The organism is Pseudomonas orientalis, from assembly GCF_001439815.1.
In the GTDB taxonomy this organism is placed as follows: domain Bacteria; phylum Pseudomonadota; class Gammaproteobacteria; order Pseudomonadales; family Pseudomonadaceae; genus Aquipseudomonas; species Aquipseudomonas orientalis.
Genome location: NZ_JYLM01000005.1, coordinates 316,571 through 336,682, shown reverse-complemented (window position 1 = coordinate 336,682; position 20,112 = coordinate 316,571). Strand labels below are relative to the sequence as shown.

At 60.4% G+C, this 20,112-nt stretch carries 21 protein-coding genes; 20 read left to right on the top strand and 1 reads right to left on the bottom strand.

Annotated features, from left to right (window positions below):
* The 20 genes from cysE (at nucleotide 1) to TU82_RS15070 (ending at nucleotide 18,166) form a co-directional block, all read left to right on the top strand.
* Entirely contained in the window at nucleotides 1-783 is a 783-nt protein-coding gene (gene cysE, locus TU82_RS15165; protein ID WP_057723965.1) for a serine O-acetyltransferase, read from the top strand.
* A gap of 301 nt (nucleotides 784-1,084) precedes the next feature.
* Entirely contained in the window at nucleotides 1,085-1,576 is a 492-nt protein-coding gene (gene iscR, locus TU82_RS15160) for a Fe-S cluster assembly transcriptional regulator IscR (RefSeq protein WP_003194020.1), read from the top strand.
* A 50-nt stretch (nucleotides 1,577-1,626) separates the two neighbouring features.
* The gene (locus TU82_RS15155; RefSeq protein ID WP_057723964.1) at nucleotides 1,627-2,841 is read left to right on the top strand and encodes an IscS subfamily cysteine desulfurase; all 1,215 of its coding nucleotides are present in this window, start codon (nucleotides 1,627-1,629) and stop codon (nucleotides 2,839-2,841) included.
* Nucleotides 2,842-2,940: 99 nt separating this feature from the next.
* Nucleotides 2,941-3,327 carry a Fe-S cluster assembly scaffold IscU gene (iscU, locus tag TU82_RS15150; protein WP_003175965.1) on the top strand — a complete coding sequence of 129 codons (387 nt, stop codon included), beginning with the start codon at nucleotides 2,941-2,943 and terminating at the stop codon, nucleotides 3,325-3,327.
* A gap of 28 nt (nucleotides 3,328-3,355) precedes the next feature.
* Entirely contained in the window at nucleotides 3,356-3,679 is a 324-nt protein-coding gene (iscA, locus tag TU82_RS15145; RefSeq protein WP_003175963.1) for an iron-sulfur cluster assembly protein IscA, read from the top strand.
* 8 nt (nucleotides 3,680-3,687) lie between these two features.
* Entirely contained in the window at nucleotides 3,688-4,209 is a 522-nt protein-coding gene (gene hscB, locus TU82_RS15140) for a co-chaperone HscB (protein WP_057723963.1), read from the top strand.
* 53 nt (nucleotides 4,210-4,262) lie between these two features.
* Nucleotides 4,263-6,125, top strand: coding sequence for a Fe-S protein assembly chaperone HscA (hscA, locus tag TU82_RS15135; protein ID WP_057723962.1), 1,863 nt, complete (start codon nucleotides 4,263-4,265; stop codon nucleotides 6,123-6,125).
* A 3-nt stretch (nucleotides 6,126-6,128) separates the two neighbouring features.
* Nucleotides 6,129-6,470: an ISC system 2Fe-2S type ferredoxin gene (fdx, locus tag TU82_RS15130; RefSeq protein ID WP_057723961.1), complete on the top strand. Its 342-nt coding sequence runs from the start codon at nucleotides 6,129-6,131 to the stop codon at nucleotides 6,468-6,470.
* A 14-nt stretch (nucleotides 6,471-6,484) separates the two neighbouring features.
* A complete protein-coding gene (gene iscX / locus TU82_RS15125) occupies nucleotides 6,485-6,685 on the top strand; it encodes a Fe-S cluster assembly protein IscX (RefSeq protein WP_003238461.1) in 201 nt (66 codons plus the stop codon).
* 90 nt (nucleotides 6,686-6,775) lie between these two features.
* A complete protein-coding gene (gene ndk, locus TU82_RS15120; RefSeq protein WP_003175956.1) occupies nucleotides 6,776-7,201 on the top strand; it encodes a nucleoside-diphosphate kinase in 426 nt (141 codons plus the stop codon).
* A gap of 29 nt (nucleotides 7,202-7,230) precedes the next feature.
* Nucleotides 7,231-8,379: a dual-specificity RNA methyltransferase RlmN gene (rlmN, locus tag TU82_RS15115; protein ID WP_057723960.1), complete on the top strand. Its 1,149-nt coding sequence runs from the start codon at nucleotides 7,231-7,233 to the stop codon at nucleotides 8,377-8,379.
* A 12-nt stretch (nucleotides 8,380-8,391) separates the two neighbouring features.
* Complete coding sequence (gene pilW / locus TU82_RS15110) at nucleotides 8,392-9,150, top strand: type IV pilus biogenesis/stability protein PilW (protein WP_057723959.1); 759 nt, start codon at nucleotides 8,392-8,394, stop codon at nucleotides 9,148-9,150.
* On the top strand, nucleotides 9,150-10,130 hold the full coding sequence (locus TU82_RS15105; RefSeq protein WP_057723958.1) for a RodZ domain-containing protein: 981 nt from the start codon (nucleotides 9,150-9,152) through the stop codon (nucleotides 10,128-10,130). The genes pilW and TU82_RS15105 overlap by 1 nt, the downstream gene beginning before the upstream one ends.
* Nucleotides 10,131-10,132: 2 nt before the next feature.
* Nucleotides 10,133-11,242, top strand: coding sequence for a flavodoxin-dependent (E)-4-hydroxy-3-methylbut-2-enyl-diphosphate synthase (ispG, locus tag TU82_RS15100; RefSeq protein ID WP_057723957.1), 1,110 nt, complete (start codon nucleotides 10,133-10,135; stop codon nucleotides 11,240-11,242).
* Nucleotides 11,243-11,264: 22 nt separating this feature from the next.
* Complete coding sequence (gene hisS / locus TU82_RS15095; RefSeq protein WP_057723956.1) at nucleotides 11,265-12,554, top strand: histidine--tRNA ligase; 1,290 nt, start codon at nucleotides 11,265-11,267, stop codon at nucleotides 12,552-12,554.
* A gap of 41 nt (nucleotides 12,555-12,595) precedes the next feature.
* Entirely contained in the window at nucleotides 12,596-13,237 is a 642-nt protein-coding gene (locus TU82_RS15090) for a YfgM family protein (RefSeq protein WP_057723955.1), read from the top strand.
* Nucleotides 13,230-14,381 carry an outer membrane protein assembly factor BamB gene (bamB, locus tag TU82_RS15085; RefSeq protein ID WP_057723954.1) on the top strand — a complete coding sequence of 384 codons (1,152 nt, stop codon included), beginning with the start codon at nucleotides 13,230-13,232 and terminating at the stop codon, nucleotides 14,379-14,381. Before TU82_RS15090 ends, bamB begins: the two co-directional genes overlap by 8 nt.
* A 260-nt stretch (nucleotides 14,382-14,641) precedes the next feature.
* Nucleotides 14,642-16,111 carry a ribosome biogenesis GTPase Der gene (gene der, locus TU82_RS15080; RefSeq protein ID WP_057723953.1) on the top strand — a complete coding sequence of 490 codons (1,470 nt, stop codon included), beginning with the start codon at nucleotides 14,642-14,644 and terminating at the stop codon, nucleotides 16,109-16,111.
* A 127-nt stretch (nucleotides 16,112-16,238) separates the two neighbouring features.
* Nucleotides 16,239-17,387, top strand: a complete 1,149-nt coding sequence (locus TU82_RS15075) for a pyridoxal phosphate-dependent aminotransferase (protein WP_057723952.1) — start codon at nucleotides 16,239-16,241, stop codon at nucleotides 17,385-17,387.
* The gene (locus TU82_RS15070; RefSeq protein WP_057723951.1) at nucleotides 17,375-18,166 is read left to right on the top strand and encodes an amidohydrolase; all 792 of its coding nucleotides are present in this window, start codon (nucleotides 17,375-17,377) and stop codon (nucleotides 18,164-18,166) included. The genes TU82_RS15075 and TU82_RS15070 overlap by 13 nt, the downstream gene beginning before the upstream one ends.
* 160 nt (nucleotides 18,167-18,326) lie before the next feature.
* Here the strand turns inward: TU82_RS15070 and leuA are convergent, their stop codons facing one another.
* Entirely contained in the window at nucleotides 18,327-20,006 is a 1,680-nt protein-coding gene (gene leuA / locus TU82_RS15065) for a 2-isopropylmalate synthase (protein WP_057723950.1), read from the bottom strand.
* Nucleotides 20,007-20,112 lie beyond the last annotated feature (106 nt).

Here is a 20,112-nt window from a genome sequence, read left to right as displayed (position 1 = left end):
ATGTTCGAGCGTTTGCGAGAAGATATCCAAAGTGTTTTCCACCGGGATCCGGCGGCGCGCAACGCCTTTGAAGTGCTGACCTGCTACCCGGGCATGCATGCGATCTGGATTCACCGGCTGTCCGGCGCGTTGTGGGGCATGGGCTGGAAGTGGTTGGCGCGCGTGGTGTCGAACTTCGGTCGCTGGTTGACCGGTATCGAGATTCACCCGGGTGCCAAGGTGGGGCGTCGTTTCTTCATCGACCATGGCATGGGCATTGTGATCGGCGAGACCGCCGAGATCGGCGATGACGTGACCTTGTACCAGGGTGTGACCCTGGGTGGCACCAGCTGGAACAAAGGCAAGCGTCACCCAACCCTGGGCGATGGCGTGGTGGTGGGGGCGGGCGCCAAGGTGCTTGGGCCGTTCACGGTCGGCGCCGGTGCCAAGGTGGGCTCCAACGCCGTGGTGACCAAGGCTGTGCCGCCGGGCGCGACGGTAGTGGGGATTCCCGGCCGGATCATTGTCAAGCCGGAAGTCGGCGACGAGCAGGAAGCCAAGCGCAAGGCGATGGCCGAGAAGATCGGTTTCGATGCCTATGGCGTCAGCGAAGACATGCCCGACCCGGTGGCCCGTGCCATTGGGCAATTGCTCGATCACCTGCAGGCGGTGGATGGCAAGCTGGAGGGCATGTGTGGCGCCCTGAAGGACTTGGGCAGCCCTTACTGTGCGAAGGATCTGCCTGAATTGCGCGAGGAAGATTTCGCCGAGATCAAGGACGAAACCGCCACCAAGGCAAGCTGAAGTCTCGGGTTCGCCAGAGATCCCCTGTGGGAGGGGGCTTGCCCCCGATAGCGGTGGATCAGCCAGCCTATTTGGCAACTGACCCACCGCCATCGGGGGCAAGCCCCCTCCCACATTTTGATCTCCATTGGCCCGCAATTCCCGTTCGCCCTGATGCCGCTGTTCGTCCCCACCCCACCCTGCTATGATTCGCGCGCCCTTTTTACGGGTAATCCTGACTAAAGTACTAGGTCTTATAGTTGACTTAAATACTCGGGAATCGCATACTTGCTCCCATTCTGAAACACCTTGGTACTTGTCCATGAGACTGACTACAAAAGGCCGATACGCGGTGACTGCCATGCTCGACCTGGCCTTGCACGCGCAAACTGGGCCGGTGTCCCTGGCCGATATCTCCGAGCGCCAAGGCATTTCCTTGTCGTACCTCGAGCAGCTGTTCGCCAAATTGCGCCGCAGCAATCTGGTTTCCAGCGTGAGAGGCCCAGGTGGCGGCTATCAACTGTCCCGCGACATGCAGGGCATCCAGGTAGCCCAGGTGATCGACGCGGTCAACGAATCCGTCGATGCCACCAAGTGCCAGGGCCTGGGTGACTGCCACGCCGGCGACACCTGCCTCACGCACCACTTGTGGTGTGACTTGAGCCTGCAGATCCATGAGTTTTTGAGTGGTATCAGCTTGGCTGATCTTGTGACTCGCCGTGAGGTGCAAGAAGTAGCCCAGCGTCAGGACCAGCGCCGTTGCAACACCAAGGCGCCGCGTCTGGACAAGATCGAAGCGTCCGCCGTCGAGTGACAGCCGCAGAGCTAACGGCGCGCCAGCCAGCCTGATTTAGGAGAAAGTCCATGAAATTGCCGATTTACCTTGATTACTCTGCGACCACCCCGGTTGATCCGCGTGTCGCGCAAAAAATGAGCGAATGCCTGCTGGTTGACGGAAACTTCGGCAACCCGGCCTCCCGCTCCCACGTATTCGGCTGGAAAGCCGAGGAAGCGGTCGAGAACGCACGTCGCCAGGTCGCCGACCTGGTGGGCGCCGACCCGCGGGAAATCGTCTGGACCTCCGGTGCCACCGAGTCCGACAACCTGGCGATCAAGGGCGCGGCGCACTTCTATGCGACCAAGGGCAAACACCTGATCACCACCAAGATTGAGCACAAGGCTGTCCTCGACACCATGCGCCAACTGGAGCGTGAAGGTTTCGAGGTCACTTACCTCGAGCCAACCACCGACGGTATCGTCACCCCGGCCATGATCGAAGCCGCGCTGCGTGAAGACACCATCCTGGTTTCCGTGATCCACGTGAACAACGAAATCGGCACCATCAACGACATCGAAGCGATTGGCGAATTGACCCGCTCCAAGGGCATTCTGCTGCACGTCGACGCCGCTCAGTCCACCGGCAAGGTCGATATCGATCTGTCCAAGCTGAAAGTCGACCTGATGTCGTTCTCTGCCCACAAGACCTACGGCCCTAAAGGCATCGGCGCCCTCTACGTAAGCCGCAAGCCGCGCGTACGTATCGAAGCCACCATGCACGGCGGCGGTCACGAGCGCGGCATGCGTTCGGGCACCCTGGCGACCCACCAGATCGTCGGCATGGGTGAAGCCTTCCGTGTAGCCAAGGAAGACATGGCTGCCGAAAACGTGCGCATCAAGGCCTTGAGCGACCGCTTCTACAAGCAGGTCGAAAACCTTGAAGAGCTGTACATCAACGGCAGCATGACCGCCCGCGTACCGCACAACCTGAATTTGAGCTTCAACTACGTCGAAGGCGAGTCGCTGATCATGGCGCTCAAGGACCTGGCGGTTTCGTCCGGTTCGGCCTGCACCTCGGCCTCCCTTGAGCCTTCGTACGTATTGCGCGCCCTGGGCCGCAACGACGAACTGGCGCACAGCTCGATCCGCTTTACGTTCGGCCGCTTCACCACCGAAGAACAAGTCGACTACGCCGCGCAGAAAGTCTGCGAAGCCGTCAACAAGCTGCGCGTCCTGTCGCCCCTGTGGGACATGTACAAAGACGGCGTCGACATTTCCAAGATCGAGTGGGCGGCACACTAACTATAGAAGCCGCCACCCCAGCTCTGTAGCAACGTGGCGGAAAACGCAGGCGTTTCTACAGGGTTCCAGAGCGGCCCTGATGAGTGAGGATTCAATACCATGGCTTACAGCGAAAAGGTCATCGACCACTACGAAAACCCGCGCAACGTCGGCAAGATGAACGCGGAAGATCCTGATGTCGGCACCGGCATGGTCGGCGCTCCGGCGTGCGGCGATGTGATGCGCCTGCAGATCAAGGTCAACGACGCTGGCGTTATCGAAGACGCCAAGTTCAAGACCTACGGCTGCGGTTCGGCCATCGCCTCCAGCTCCCTGGCGACCGAATGGATGAAAGGCAAGACCCTGGATGAGGCTGTCACCATCAGCAACACCCAGCTGGCCGAAGAACTGGCCTTGCCGCCAGTGAAAATCCACTGCTCGGTGCTCGCGGAAGACGCCATCAAGGCGGCCGTTCGCGACTACAAGCAGAAGAAAGGCTTGATCTAAGTATTTGGCGACGAGTAAGGAGTCAACGATGGCTATCAGCATGACAGAAGCGGCAGCGCAGCACATTCGCCGCTCCCTGAATGGGCGCGGTAAAGGTGAGGGGATTCGTCTGGGTGTTCGCACCACGGGCTGTTCCGGCCTTGCCTACGTGCTGGAGTTTGTCGACGAGGTGGTTGCGGAAGACCAGGTGTTCGAAAGTCACGGCGAAAAGGTGATCATCGACCCGAAAAGCCTGACCTACTTGGACGGCACCGAGCTCGATTTCGTCAAGGAAGGGTTGAACGAAGGCTTCAAGTTCAACAACCCCAACGTCCGCGGTGAATGTGGCTGCGGCGAAAGCTTCAACATCTGAGGCTTCTCGTGGGTACTCCTTGTCATTTCGCTTTATTCGAGCTGCAGCCGAGCTTTCGCCTGGACCTCGAGCAGCTTGCCACGCGCTATCGAGAATTGGCGCGTGGCGTGCATCCGGACCGCTTCGCTGACGCTTCCGAGCGTGAGCAACGCTTGGCGCTGGAGCAATCGGCCAGCCTCAACGAAGCCTATCAGACGCTCAAAAGCCCCCCGAAACGCGCACGTTATTTGCTGGCGATGAAGGGCGGTGAGTTGCCGATGGAAGTCACCGTGCATGACCCGGACTTCCTGATGCAGCAGATGCAGTGGCGCGAAGAACTCGAAGACTTGCAGGACCAGGCCGATGTGGCTGGCGTTGCAGTCTTCAAGCGTCGTCTGAAAGCGGCCCAGGAAGAACTCAACGAAAGCTTCGCAGCCTGTTGGGATGATGCAGCGCAACGCGAGCAGGCCGAACGCCTGATGCGGCGCATGCAGTTCCTCGACAAGCTCACCTACGAAGTGCGCCAGCTAGAAGAGCGCCTCGACGATTAACCCAGTGTGCTGCCCGTGATGCACGCCTGATAGATAGATAAGACCTGATTACCATGGCTCTACTGCAAATCGCCGAACCCGGCCAAAGCCCTCAACCGCACCAGCGTCGCCTGGCGGTCGGGATTGACCTGGGCACCACCAATTCACTGGTTGCCGCCGTGCGCAGCGGCCTGTCCGAGCCGCTGCCCGACGCCAACGGCCAGGTGATCCTGCCGTCCGCCGTGCGCTATCACGCTGACCGCACCGAAGTCGGCGAGTCGGCCAAGCTGGCGGCGTCTACCGATCCGCTCAACACCGTGCTGTCGGTCAAGCGCTTGATGGGTCGTGGTCTGTCCGACGTCAAGCAATTGGGCGACCAGCTGCCGTACCGCTTTGTCGGTGGCGAATCCCATATGCCGTTCATCGACACCGTCCAAGGCGCGAAAAGCCCGGTGGAAGTGTCGGCCGATATCCTCAAGGTGCTGCGCCAGCGTGCGGAAACCACCTTGGGCGGCGAACTGGTGGGGGCGGTGATCACCGTTCCGGCGTATTTCGATGACGCGCAGCGCCAAGCCACCAAGGACGCGGCGAAACTCGCCGGCCTGAACGTGCTGCGCCTGCTCAACGAACCTACCGCGGCTGCGGTGGCTTACGGTCTGGACCAGCATGCCGAAGGCCTGGTTGCCATTTATGACCTGGGCGGCGGCACCTTTGACATTTCGATCCTGCGCCTGACCGGCGGCGTCTTCGAAGTGCTGGCCACCGGTGGCGACAGCGCCCTGGGCGGTGATGACTTTGACCATGCCATTGCGAGCTGGATCATCAGCAGCGCCGGCTTGTCCGCCGACCTGGACCCGGGCGCGCAGCGCAACCTGCTGCAAACCGCCTGCGCCGCCAAGGAAGCGCTGACGGACGTCGCCAGTGTAGAAGTTTCCTACGGTAGCTGGTCGGCCCAACTGACGCGCGAAGCCTTTGACGCGTTGATCGAACCCATGGTCGCCCGCAGCCTCAAGGCCTGCCGCCGCGCCGTGCGTGATTCCGGTATCGAGCTGGAAGACGTCGGCGCCGTGGTCATGGTCGGCGGTTCCACCCGCGTTCCGCGCGTGCGTGACGCCGTCGCCGAAGCCTTTGGCCGCCAGCCGTTGACTGAAATCGACCCGGACCAGGTCGTCGCCATCGGTGCTGCAATCCAGGCCGATACCCTGGCCGGCAACAAGCGCGATGGTGGCGAACTGCTGCTGCTCGATGTGATTCCGTTGTCCCTGGGCCTGGAAACCATGGGCGGCCTGATGGAGAAGGTGATTCCGCGCAACACCACCATTCCCGTTGCCCGAGCCCAGGACTTCACCACCTACAAAGATGGCCAGACGGCCATGATGATTCATGTGCTGCAAGGCGAGCGCGAGCTGATCAGCGACTGCCGCTCCCTGGCGCGCTTTGAACTGCGCGGTATTCCGGCGATGGTGGCCGGTGCGGCGAAGATCCGCGTGACCTTCCAGGTCGACGCCGACGGCCTGCTCAGCGTCGCCGCACGCGAACTGGCCTCCGGCGTCGAAGCCAGCATCCAGGTCAAGCCGTCCTACGGCCTCACCGACGGCGAAATCGCCAAGATGCTCAAGGACTCGTTCCAATACGCCGGCGACGACAAGGTCGCCCGCGTGCTGCGCGAGCAGCAAGTGGATGCCCAGCGCCTGCTCGAAGCGGTGCAGGGCGCCCTTGAGGCTGACGGCGAGCGTCTGCTGGATGCCGAGGAACGCATGGTCATCGACCTGCAGATGCAGGAACTGGCCGAATTGATGAAAGGCACCGATGGCTACGCCATCGAGCAGCAGACCAAGCGTCTGTCGCAAGTGACCGATGCCTTTGCTGCCCGTCGTATGGACCAGTCGGTAAAAGCCGCCCTGGCGGGACGCAACCTGAATGAACTTGAGGATTAACTGATGCCGCAGATCATTTTTCTGCCACACGCCGAGCATTGCCCGGACGGTATGGTCGTGGAGGCTGAGACCGGCAAGTCCATCCTGGAAGTGGCCCACGACAACCACATCGAAATCGAAAGCGCCTGCGGCGGTGTGTGCGCCTGCACCACATGCCACTGCATCATCCGCGAAGGCTTCAACAGCCTGGAAGAGGCGGATGAGCTGGAAGAAGACTTCCTCGACCGCGCCTGGGGCCTGGAAGCGACTTCGCGTCTAAGCTGTCAGGCAAAGGTCGGGACGGAAGACATCACCGTCGAAATTCCGAAATATTCGCTCAACCATGCAGCCGAAGCGCCGCATTGATTCAAGGAACTGTCATGAGCCTGAAATGGGTTGATGTACAAGAAATCGCTATACAACTTGCAGAGGCTCATCCTGAGGTCAATCCTCTTACGGTGAACTTCGTCAAGCTGCGCAACCTCGTCATGGAGCTGCCGGACTTCGACGACATTCCTGACCGGGGTGGCGAGAAGGTTCTGGAGGCGATTCAGGGCCTGTGGATCGAAGAAGCAGACTGAGCCGCCTTTACGCAGTTAGGCAATACCTGATAACCCGCGTATAATTCGCGGGTTTAATTTTTCGTAAATTACCGTTTCTGGAGTTACACCATGGCTGTTCAACGTACTTTCTCCATCATCAAGCCTGACGCTGTTGCAAAAAACGTCATCGGCGAGATCACCACTCGTTTCGAAAAAGCCGGCCTGAAGGTTGTAGCTTCGAAACTCAAGCAACTGTCCAAAGCCGAAGCTGAAGGCTTCTACGCTGAGCACAGCGCTCGTGGTTTCTTCGGCGACCTGGTTGCCTTCATGATCTCCGGTCCTGTTGTTGTTCAGGTGCTGGAAGGCGAGAACGCTATCGCGCTGAACCGCGAACTGATGGGTGCTACCAACCCTAAAGAAGCGGCTGCCGGCACCATCCGTGCTGACTTCGCCGAGTCCATCGACGCCAACGCTGTACACGGTTCGGACTCCGAAGCCGCTGCTGCCCGCGAAATCTCGTACTTTTTCGCTGCTACTGAAGTAACCGCTCGCTAAGCATCGGCTTAAAGAGTGAGGGTGAATCCATGACGACATCGACTGTAAAAACCAACCTGCTGGGGCTGACTCAGCCGGAAATGGAGAAATTCTTCGACTCAATCGGGGAGAAGCGTTTCCGTGCCGGTCAGGTAATGAAATGGATTCACCACTTTGGCGTCGACGATTTCGACGCCATGACGAACGTCAGCAAGGCCCTGCGCGACAAGCTCAAGGCCATTGCCGAGGTTCGTGGTCCCGAAGTGGTCAGCGAGGACATCTCCACCGACGGCACCCGCAAATGGGTGGTGCGCGTGGCGTCCGGCAGCTGCGTCGAGACCGTCTACATTCCCCAGGGCAAGCGCGGCACCTTGTGCGTTTCGTCCCAGGCAGGCTGTGCCCTGGACTGCAGTTTCTGCTCCACCGGCAAGCAAGGCTTCAATAGCAACCTCACCGCCGCCGAAGTGATCGGCCAGGTGTGGATTGCCAACAAATCCTTTGGCAGCGTCCCGGCAACCGTCGACCGTGCCATCACCAACGTGGTGATGATGGGCATGGGTGAGCCGCTGCTGAACTTCGACAACGTCATTGCGGCCATGCACCTGATGATGGACGACCTGGGCTACGGCATTTCCAAGCGCCGTGTCACCCTGTCGACCTCCGGCGTGGTACCGATGATCGATGAGCTGGCCAAGCACATCGACGTCTCCCTGGCCTTGTCGCTGCACGCACCGAATGACGCATTGCGTAACCAATTGGTGCCGATCAACAAGAAGTATCCGCTTAAGATGCTGCTCGAGTCCTGCCAGCGTTATATGGCGACCTTGGGCGAGAAGCGTGTCCTGACCATTGAGTACACCATGCTCAAGGACGTCAACGACAAGGTCGAGCACGCGGTCGAGATGATCGAGTTGCTCAAGAACACCCCGTGCAAGATCAACCTGATTCCGTTCAACCCGTTTCCGCATTCTGGCTACGAGCGGCCGAGCAACAACGCCATTCGCCGTTTCCAGGATCAACTGCACCAGGCCGGCTACAACGTCACCGTGCGCACCACACGTGGTGAAGACATCGACGCCGCCTGTGGCCAATTGGTAGGGCAGGTGATGGACCGCACCCGCCGCAGCGAGCGTTACATCGCCGGGCGCGAGCTGAACGCCGCCGACGATTTGCCGCTGATTGCTGTAAATCGAATCTGAGAGAGGACCTTTATGCCCTTGCGCCTTGCGCTGCTTTTGCTTGTTACCGGTCTCGCGGCCGGTTGTGTTTCATCGGGCCACGATAGCCCTTTGCAAACCGACAAGGGTCGTGAAGCGGCGCGAGTGGCGTATGTGCAACTGGGGCTGGGCTATCTGCAACAAGGCATGAGCGAGCAGGCCAAGGTGCCACTGAAGAAGGCCCTTGAGCTGGATGCCGACGATGCGGATGCCAACGCCGCGCTGGCGCTGGTCTTCCAGGCTCAGGCCGAGCCCGAGCTGGCTGATCGGTATTTCACCAGTGCACTGGCTTCCCGTCCTGGGGATGCTCGGTTGTTGAACAACTACGGCAGTTTCCTGTTCGAGCAGAAACGTTACGAACAGGCCGCCGCTTATTTTCGGCAGGCCAGCACCGATACCCTTTATCCCGAGCGTTCGCGCATCTTCGAGAACCTCGGGGTGACGTCGATACACCTGGGCCAGCGCGAACTTGCGCGCCAGCAATTGGAAAAAGCCCTGCACTTGAACGCTCGCCAGCCACGCGCTTTGCTTGAAATGGCTGAGTTGTCTTACGAAGACAGGCATTATGTGCCGGCACGCGACTATTACGAGCGTTTCAGCCTGCTCAGCGGGCACAATGCACGTAGTCTGTTGCTCGGTGTGCGCCTGGCGACCGTTCATGAAGAACGCGACACGGCCGCACGTTTTGGCCAGCAACTCGAACGACTCTATCCCGGTACACCGGAATATCAGCAATACCTGTCGGAGCAATGATGAAAGCCGCGCACCCGGAAGTTGTAGCAGCTAATCGCGTCAACCCAGGCGAGACCTTGCGTGAGGCCCGCGAAAGCAATGGCTGGTCGCTGGCGCAAGTGGCTCTCAAGCTCAATTTGACCACTACCTCCCTGGCCAACCTGGAAGCTGGCGCGTTCGACAAGCTGCCTGGGCACACGTTTGCCCGCGGCTATATCCGTGCTTATGCCAAGTTGCTGGGGATCGACCAGACCGTACTGGTGCAGCAATTCGACCAATACACCGGCACTGACTCCCAGGGCAGTAATGTACATGGCCTCGGGCGTATTGAAGAGCCGACCCGGGTGTCCCACACGATCTTGCGTATTGTCAGCCTGTTGCTGTTGATTGCCGTGATCGGCGGTGGCTTCGTCTGGTGGCAGGACCAGACTTCCCAACGCAATAAAGACCTGACCAGCAACGCCCTGGAGCACGTCGAAGTCGAGAGCGCCGACGGCACCACGCAGATTCATCCGCTCGATGAGCCGGAAGACCAGGCCGTTGTCGAAGGGCAAGCCGCACCAGAGGCGCCTGCCACCGCTGAACAACCGGCTCCGCAAGCCGGCAGCGCACCTGCAGCGACTGCGACCGTGCCCGTGCCCGTGCCCGCTCCAGCAGCGCCCGTGGCCCAGGCTCCCGCAGCGGCTGTCCCGGCTCCAGCGCCTGCAGCACCGGCTGCGCCAGCCATTTCGCCGCCGACCACCCCTGCGTTGATCGCTGGTGACGGACGCGTACAGATCACCTTCGTCGCTGACTGCTGGACGCAAGTCACCGACGGTAACGGCAAAGTGCTGTTCAGCGGTCTGAAGCGTAAGGGAGATACGCTTGAGCAGGGCGGCAAGCCTCCTTTGACGCTGCGTCTGGGCTATGCCCGTGGCGCGCAAGTGGCCTACAACGGCCAGCCTGTGGACGTGGCGCCGTTCACCAGTGGCGAGACAGCTCGCCTCAAGTTGGGACAATAGTCATGCACGGCGAATCTCCAATCAAACGTCGCGTATCGCGCAAGATCTGGGTCGGCTCGGTGCCGGTGGGCGGCGATGCCCCCATCGCGGTGCAGAGCATGACCAACAGCGACACCAATGATGTGGCCGCCACCGTCGCCCAGATCAATCGTCTGGAAGCGGCCGGCGTGGACATCGTGCGGGTTTCCGTACCGGACATGGACGCTGCCGAAGCGTTTGGCCGTATCAAGCAATTGGTCAAGGTGCCGCTGGTTGCCGACATCCACTTCGACTACAAGATTGCGCTGCGCGTGGCCGAGCTGGGTGTGGACTGCCTGCGCATCAACCCGGGCAACATCGGTCGCGAAGATCGTGTTCGCGCCGTGGTCGATGCGGCCCGTGATCGCGGTATTCCCATCCGCATCGGGGTTAACGCCGGTTCGCTGGAAAAAGACCTGCAAAAGAAATACGGCGAGCCTACCCCTGCGGCGCTGGTCGAGTCGGCATTGCGCCACGTCGAGCACCTGGAACGCCTGAATTTCCAGGACTTCAAGGTCAGCGTAAAGGCTTCCGACGTGTTCATGGCCGTAGAAGCCTACCGCCTGCTGGCCAAGGAAATCGTGCAGCCGCTGCACCTGGGTATCACGGAAGCCGGCGGTTTACGCTCAGGCACAGTGAAATCTGCGGTGGGTCTCGGTATGCTGCTCGCCGAAGGGATTGGCGATACCATCCGCATCTCCCTGGCGGCAGACCCCGTAGAGGAAGTGAAGGTCGGCTACGACATTCTCAAATCCCTGCGTTTGCGTTCCCGTGGCATCAACTTCATTGCCTGCCCGAGCTGCTCGCGGCAGAACTTCGACGTGGTCAAGACCATGAACGACCTGGAGTTGCGTCTCGAAGACCTGCTGGTGCCGCTGGATGTCGCGGTGATCGGTTGCGTGGTCAACGGACCGGGCGAGGCCAAGGAGGCGCATGTGGGCTTGACCGGCGGTACACCGAACCTGATTTACATCGACGGCAAGCCGGCGCAGAAGTTAACGAATGACAATCTGGTGGATCAGCTCGAAAAACTGATCCGTCAGAAAGCGGCCGAAAAGGTCGCGGCTGACGCAGCGCTGATCGCGCGCGGCTAAGAACGAATTTTAAGGATTTGATGTGAGCAAGTCTCTGCAAGCCATTCGTGGCATGAACGACATCCTCCCGGAGCAGACGCCACTGTGGCGCTATTTCGAGAGCACGGTCGCGCGCCTGCTGGATAACTACGGTTACAAGCAGATCCGCATGCCGATCGTCGAATTCACCGAGCTGTTCAAGCGCTCCATCGGTGAAGTGACCGACATCGTCGAAAAAGAGATGTACACCTTCGAAGACCGTAACGGCGACTCCCTGACCTTGCGTCCGGAAGGTACCGCCGCCTGCGTTCGCGCTGTGCTGGAGCATGGCATCACCGGTGGCGGCCAGACCCAGAAGCTCTGGTACATCGGCCCGATGTTCCGCCACGAGCGTCCGCAGAAAGGCCGTTATCGCCAGTTCCACCAGATCGGTTGCGAAGTCTTCAACCTGGACGGTCCGGACATTGATGCCGAGCTGATCGTCCTGACCTGGCGCCTGTGGGGCGAGTTGGGCATCCGCGACGCGGTCAAGCTCGAACTCAACAGCCTGGGCACCAGTGAGTCCCGCGGACGCTATCGCGAAGCCCTGGTCGAGTACCTGTCTGCCCACCTGGACAAACTGGACGAAGACAGCCAGCGCCGCCTGAAGACCAACCCGTTGCGCGTACTTGATACCAAGAACGCTGATACCCAGGCCGTACTGGTCAACGCGCCGAAAATGGCCGACTACCTGGACGAAGAATCCCGTACGCACTTCGAGGGCCTCAAAACTCGCCTGGATGCGGCCGGTATTCCTTACGTCATCAATCCAAAGCTGGTGCGCGGCCTCGATTACTACAGCAAGACCGTGTTCGAATGGGTCACCGACAAACTCGGCGCCCAGGGCACCGTGTGTGCCGGTGGTCGTTACGACGGCCTGGTCGAGCAAATGGGTGGCAAGCCGACCACCGGCGTAGGTTTCGCCATGGGCATCGAGCGGCTGATCCTGCTGCTGGAAACCCTTGAGCAGGTGCCGGAAGAGATTTCCCGCCAGGTGGACGTGTATCTTTGCGCTTTTGGCGAGGCCGCCGAACTGGCTGCCTTGGCCCTGAGCGAAAAGGTGCGTGACCAGCTGCCGAACCTGCGTCTGCAAGTCAATGCCGGCGCGGGCAGCTTCAAGAGTCAGTTCAAGAAGGCTGACAAGAGCGGCGCGCTGTATGCGCTGATCCTCGGCGATGACGAGTTGGCCCAGCAAGTGATAGGTTTCAAACCCCTGCGTGGCCAGGGCGAACAACAAAACATTGCCTTTGATGCGCTCGCTGCGCACCTGGCCACCTGCGTCGTGCAGGGTTGAAGCTGTCGAACAGCCGAATTTAGCGATTAAGGAGTATTGGGGTGTCGAGTACTGATGATGAGCAACTGGCCGAGTTCAAGGACTGGTGGCAGCGTAACGGCAAGCCCCTGGTGACTGGCGGTCTGCTGGCTTTAGTGGTGGTGTTCGGCTGGCAAGCCTGGACCAAGTATCAGGCCAACCAGTCCCAGGGCGCCTCGATCGTTTATCAGCAATTGCTGGAAACTACCCTGACGCCGGACGGCAAGCCGGACCCTGCCCGCGTGGCAGACCTGGCCGGCAAGCTGAAGAATGAATTTGGCGGTACGACCTACGCCCAGTACGGTAGCCTGTTCGTCGCGAAAGTCGCGGTCGACACCGGCAAGCTGGACGACGCCGCCGCAGAGCTGAAGGCCATCGCCGACAAGCCGACCAACCCGACCCTGGGTGAAATCGCACGTCAACGCCTGGCACAGGTATTGGCGGCACAGAACAAGGCCGACGAAGCACTCAAACTGCTCGACGGCGATGCTGACAAGGCATTTGTAGCCACTCGCGAAGAGCTCAAGGGCGACCTCTTGGTCCAATTGGGTCGTACCGACGAAGCCAATGCTGCGTACCAAAAAGCCAAGGCGGCGCTGTCTGATGAAGCGGCGGTCGGTGGCTTACAAATCAAGCTGGACGACCTGGCCAAAGGGGATGCGTGACGTGATCCGTTGGAAACATGCAGCATTGCTGGCTCTGGCCGTTCTGGCCGCGGGTTGCAGCAGCAACAGTAAAAAAGAACTGCCGCCTGCGGAGCTGACCAGCTTCAAGGAAGAAGTGGTCCTGCAAAAGCAGTGGAGCCGCTCCATCGGTGACGGTCAGGGCGAAACCTACAACATGCTGGTACCGGCAATCGACGGTGACAACATTGTGGCCGCTGACGTCACCGGCATCGTGACTTCCCTGGATCGCATGACCGGCGACGTTAAGTGGAAGAAAGACCTTGAATTGCCTGTCTCCGGCGCCGTTGGCGTGGGTTACGGCATGGTCATGCTCGGCACGCTCAAAGGCGAAGTCGTGGCGCTGGACTCCGGCACCGGTGAAGAGAAATGGCGCGCCCGCGTGACCAGCGAAGTGCTCGCACCGCCTGCCACCAACGGCGATATCGTCGTGGTGCAGACCCAGGATGACCGTGTGATCGGTCTGGACGCCAGCACCGGCGAACAGCGCTGGTTGTACGACAGCACCCCGGCGGTGTTGACCCTGCGCGGTACCAGTGGTCCGATTGTGACCAACAATCTGGCCGTTGCCGGGCTGTCCACCGGTAAAGTGGTCGCCCTGAATACCCAGAACGGCGTGCCGGCCTGGGAAACCCGTGTGGCTATCCCGCAAGGTCGTTCCGAGCTGGATCGCGTCGTGGACATCGACGGCGGCTTGTTGCTGTCCGGCGAGACCCTCTACGTCGCTACTTATCAGGGCCGTGTCGCGGCACTGGACCTGCAGAGCGGCCGGGTCAACTGGCAGCGTGATGCGTCCAGCTACGCCGGTGTCGCCCAAGGGTTTGGCAGCGTCTACGTAAGCCTGGCATCCGGCACCGTTGAAAGTGTCGACGAGCGTTCCACCACTGCGCTGTGGAGCAATGACTCCCTGGCTCGCCGCCAACTGTCGGCGCCGGAAGTTTTCTCCAGCTACGTAGCGGTCGGTGACTTCGAAGGCTACCTGCACCTGCTGAGCCAGGTGGACGGTCGCTTTGTAGGTCGCGAGCGGATCGACAGTGACGGCTTGCGTGCGCGTCCGCTGGTGGTGGGTAACATGCTGTATGTGTATGGCAACAGCGGCAAGCTGGAAGCGCTGACCATCAAGTAAAGGTTTGACTATGCTTGGGGTAATCCCCCAGGCGGCCCTGTTTCAATGCTCTCTGTAGGAGCGAGCTTGCTCGCGAAGGACGTCAACGATAACGCGGGTTTTCTGGATAAACGCGTCGTTCTCGGGTTTTTCGCGAGCAAGCTCGCTCCTACAGTAGTAGTGCCAGAGCAGGGCATGTGGCATTCAAATGCCGCCCCGAGCACCAGCCGCTGCCCTGCAGCGGCTTTTGTATTTTCTGAAATAACGAAGTGGAGAGCCGCATGGTTCCCGTAATCGCCCTGGTGGGCCGACCTAACGTCGGCAAGTCCACCTTGTTCAACCGCCTGACCAGGACTCGTGACGCCATCGTCGGCGACTTGTCCGGTCTGACCCGTGATCGCCAATACGGTGAGGCAAAGTGGCAAGGGCGCTCCTACATTATTGTCGACACCGGTGGTATCTCCGGTGACGAACATGGCATGGACGAAAAAATGGCCGAGCAGTCGCTGCTGGCCATTGAAGAAGCCGATGTCGTGTTGTTCCTGGTGGATGCCCGTGCGGGCTACACCGCTGCCGACCAGATGATTGGCGAGCACCTGCGCAAGCGCAACAAGCGTTCCTATCTGGTCGCGAACAAGATCGATAACATCGATCCTGAGGCGGCCCGCGCCGAATTCAGCCCGATGGGCCTGGGCGACGCGATCCCGGTTGCCGGTGCCCACGGTCGCGGCATCACGCAGATGCTGGAAATTGCCCTCAGCACCTTTCCCAAGGATGACGATGAGGAAGAAGAGGGTGAGGAAGAGATCGTCGCCGAAGGCGAGGAAGCCAAGCGCATTCCTGGCCCGAGCGAAAAAGACGGTATCAAGATCGCCATCATCGGCCGTCCTAACGTCGGCAAGTCGACCCTGGTCAACCGCATGCTCGGTGAAGACCGGGTAATCGTCTATGACGAACCCGGCACCACCCGCGACAGCATCTATATCCCGTTCGAACGTAACGAGGAAAAGTACACGCTGATCGACACCGCCGGTGTGCGCAAGCGCGGCAAGATCCACGAAGAAGTCGAAAAATTCTCCGTGGTCAAAACCCTGCAGGCGATCAAAGACGCCAACGTGGTGATCTTCGTGATGGACGCCCGCGAAGGCGTGGTGGACCACGACCTGAACCTGCTGGGTTTCGCCCTGGAAGCCGGTCGCGCCCTGGTGATCGCGATCAACAAGTGGGACGGCATGACGCCGAGCGAGCGCGATTTCGTCAAGATCGAACTGCAGCGTCGCCTGTTCTTCGTTGAGTTTGCCGATATCCACTTCATCTCGGCGCTGCACGGCACCGGCGTGGGCAACCTCTACGCCTCGGTACAGAACTCGTTCAAGTCCGCGGTCACCCGCTGGCCGACCAACCGCCTCACCCAGATCTTGGAAGACGCGGTGGGCGAGCACGCGCCGCCGATGGTCAACAATCGCCGGATCAAACTGCGTTACGCCCACCTGGGTGGTGCCAACCCGCCGATTATCGTGATCCACGGTAACCAGATCGAGAAGGTGCCCAAGTCCTATGTGCGTTACCTGGAAAACACCTACCGCCGTGTCTTGAAGCTGGTCGGTACGCCGATCCGTATCGAGTTCAAGGGTGGCGAGAACCCATACGAAGGCAACAAGAACACGCTGACCGACCGTCAGGTGAACAAGAAGCGTCGCTTGATGACTCACCACAAGAAGGCCGACAAGAAGCGCCGCGACAAGAAATAGCGGCAGCTTCACGTTGTAAGCTACACGCTGCAAGAAAGGGCTCTTTTTGAGCCCTTTTTTGTGCGCGACGGTTGACCCGCTTATAGCTAGCAGCTTAAAACTTGGGCCTCATCTGCAGGGGCCTTTCATGATCACCAGCAAGCTGCCGAACGTCGGCACGACAATTTTTACCCGCATGTCGCAGTTGGCGGCCGAAACCGGTGCAATCAACCTGTCCCAGGGTTTCCCCGACTTCAATGGCCCTCAAGACTTGCTCGACGCCGTGGGTCGACACGTTGCCAGCGGCCATAACCAATACGCACCGATGAGCGGTTTGCCCGCGCTGCGCCAGCAGGTGGCGGCGAAGATTGCCCGCAGCTACGGTGTCAGCGTCGATGCCGACCGTGAAGTTACCATCACGCCCGGCGCTACCCAGGGCATTTTCTGCGCAATCCAGGCTGTGATCCGCAACGGTGACGAAGTGATCATCTTCGACCCTTGCTACGACAGCTACGCGCCCTCGGTAGAGCTGGCCGGCGGGCGCTGCGTGCATGTGCAGCTGGACTTGCAGGATTTCAGCCTGGATTTCGAGCGCATCAAGGCCGCGCTGTCGCCGCGCACGCGCATGATTGTGCTCAATACCCCGCACAACCCCAGTGGCGCGCTGGTCAGCCGTGAGGAATTGGACCAGTTGGCCGAGCTGATTCGCGGACGCGATATCTATCTGCTCAGCGATGAGGTGTACGAACACCTGGTGTTCGATGACGTGCCCCACGTCAGCGTACTGGCCCATGAGGAGCTGTATTCGCGTGCGTTCGTGGTCAGCTCGTTCGGCAAGACGTATCACGTCACGGGCTGGAAGACCGGCTATGTGGTTGCACCGCCGGCCCTCACCGCCGAGCTGCGCAAAGTGCATCAATACGTCAGTTTCTGTGGCGTCACGCCGTTGCAATACGCGCTGGCCGATTTCATGGCCGGGCACCCGCAGCATGTGGACGCGCTGCCGGCGTTCTACCAAGCCAAGCGCGACCTGTTCTGCCAGTTGCTGGCGCCGTCGCGGTTCAGCTTCAGGCCGTCGGCGGGAACTTACTTTCAGCTGGTGGATTATTCCCGGGTCCGCCCGGACCTGGATGATGTCGCCATGTCCGAATGGATGACGCGCGAACACGGCGTGGCGTCGATTCCGATCTCGGTGTTCTACCGCAACCCACCCCAAGGCCAGCGCCTGGTGCGCCTGTGCTTTGCCAAGCGCGAGGAGACGCTGCAACAAGCGGCGGAAAAACTATGCGTGATTTGAGTACCTTGGCGAACCTGAACATCGCCCTGATCCAGACCACCCTGGCGTGGCACGACCGTCAGGCCAATCTCGAGCATTTCGAGCTGCTGCTGGAGCAGGCCAACGGCGCCGACCTGATCGTATTGCCGGAGATGTTCACCACCGGGTTCTCGATGGAATCGGCCGCCCTGGCCGAACAGGAAAACGGCCCGACTCAGCGCTGGCTTCAGGCCCAGGCGGCGAAATACAACGCCGTGATCACCGGCAGTGTGATCATCCAGGCGGCGGACGGCAGCCACCGTAACCGCCTGCTCTGGGCGCGCCCCGACGGTGAAGTGCTGCATTACGACAAACGCCACCTGTTCCGCATGGCCGGCGAACACGATCATTACACGCCCGGCGAGCGCCAAGTGCAGTTCGAGTTGAAAGGCTGGCGTATCCGCCCGCTGATTTGCTACGACCTGCGCTTCCCGGTGTGGAGTCGCGATGCCCAGGATACCGACTTGTTGCTGTATACCGCCAACTGGCCGGGTGCGCGGCGTCAGCACTGGAACCGTTTATTGCCAGCAAGGGCGATTGAAAACCTGTGCTATGTGGCGGCGGTAAATCGGGTGGGGACTGACGGCAAGGGCTTTGCCTACACTGGCGATAGCCAGGTGTTGGATTTCCAGGGTGAGACATTGCTGAGCGCGGGGGAGGCGGATGGGGTATTCCAGGTGATTCTGGATGCAGCGGAGCTAGCGGCGTATCGCACCAAATTCCCGGCGAATCTGGATGCCGATAGCTTTCAGTTTGTCTGACAGGCCGCCATCGGGGGCAAGCCCCCTCCCACATTTGGAATGCATTCCCCTGTGGGAGGGGGCTTGCCCCCGATGAGGCCATTAGCAGCACCACCATAGCCCACAGTAAAAAGGCCCCTGGATTCTCACCCAGGGGCCTTTTGCATTGCGCCGATAAAGCTTACGCCGCCTTCGCTTCCTGCTGGCTCAACGAACGGTTCAGCGCACTGAACAGCGCCTTGAAGCTTGCCGTGGTGATGTTTTCATCAATCCCCACGCCATGCACCGGACGCTCGCCATTCACGCGCAGTTCGATGTAGGCCGCCGCTTTGGCGTTGGTGCCCGCGCCAATCGCGTGTTCGTTGTAATCCATGATCTCCACACCGATCGGCAAGCCAGCCACCAGCGCTTCCAGCGCGCCGTTGCCTTTGCCTTTCCAGTGCAGGTTGGTTTCGCCCTGGCCCTTGCCGGAGACTTCCACTTCCACATAGCTGTTGCCGTTTTCTTCCTGCAGGCGGTGGCTGACCAGCGCATACGGGGTGTTGGCTTGCAGGTATTCACGCTGCAGCAACGCGTAGATCTGCGGTGCGGTCATCTCCAGGCCCACGCGGTCGGTCTCGGCCTGTACCACCTGGCTGAATTCGATCTGCATGCGGCGCGGCAAGCTGATGTCGTATTCCTGTTCCAGCAGGTAGGCGATGCCGCCCTTACCCGACTGGCTGTTCACACGGATCACCGCTTCGTAGCTGCGGCCGATGTCGGCCGGGTCGATCGGCAAGTACGGCACTTCCCACAGTGCATCGTCTTTCTGCTGGGAGAAGCCCTTGCGGATCGCGTCCTGGTGGGAGCCGGAGAACGCGGTGTGCACCAGGTCGCCGACATACGGATGGCGCGGGTGCACCTGGATCTGGTTGCACTCCTCGACGACCTTGCGCACGCCGTCGATGTCGGAGAAATCCAGCTGCGGGTCGAGGCCCTGGGTGTACATGTTCAAGGCCACGGTGACCAGGTCGACGTTACCGGTACGCTCGCCGTTGCCGAACAGGCAGCCTTCGACGCGATCGGCGCCGGCCATCAGGCCCAGTTCGGTGGCGGCTACGCCAGTGCCACGGTCGTTGTGGGTGTGCAGGCTGATAATCACGCTGTCACGACGGTTGATATGGCGACCGAACCACTCGATCTGGTCGGCATAGATATTCGGCGTGGCGCACTCCACGGTGGCAGGCAAGTTGAGGATCATCTTGTGCTCGGGCGTCGGGTTCCACACCTCGATCACCGCGTCACAGACTTCCTTGGCGAACTCAAGCTCCGTGGCGCTGAAGGTTTCCGGGGAGTATTCGAAGGTCCACTGGGTTTGCGGCTGCTGCGCGGCGTATTTGACGAACAGCTTGGCGGCGTTGACCGCGATGGCCTTGATGCCGTCCTTGTCCTGGTTGAACACAATGCGGCGGAACGACGGCGAGGTGGCATTGTACAAATGCACGATGGCTTTCTTGGCGCCGCGCAGGGATTCGAAGGTGCGCGCAATCAGGTCTTCACGGCCCTGGGTCAGCACCTGGATGGTGGTGTCCTCGGGGATGTGGTTGTCTTCGATCAGGGTGCGCACGAAGTCGAAATCGGTTTGCGACGCGGCCGGGAAGGAGGCTTCGATTTCCTTCACGCCGACCGCGACCAGGGTCTTCCAGAAACGCAGCTTTTTCGCCGCGTCCATCGGCTCGATCAGCGACTGGTTGCCATCACGCAAGTCGGAGCTGCACCAGATCGGCGCGGTGGTGATGGTTTTCGACGGCCAGGTGCGGTCCGGGATATCGATGGTCGGGAACGCGCGGTACTTCGAAGACGGGTCTTTGAGCATGCTCATCGCAAAATCCTTTGGTGTAGGGCCGAGAAGAGGCGGCCTGCCGGGTCACTATTATTTATTGGGGCGACGCTTGGGGCGAGACAGATCGATTCAGCCTGGCAGTCGT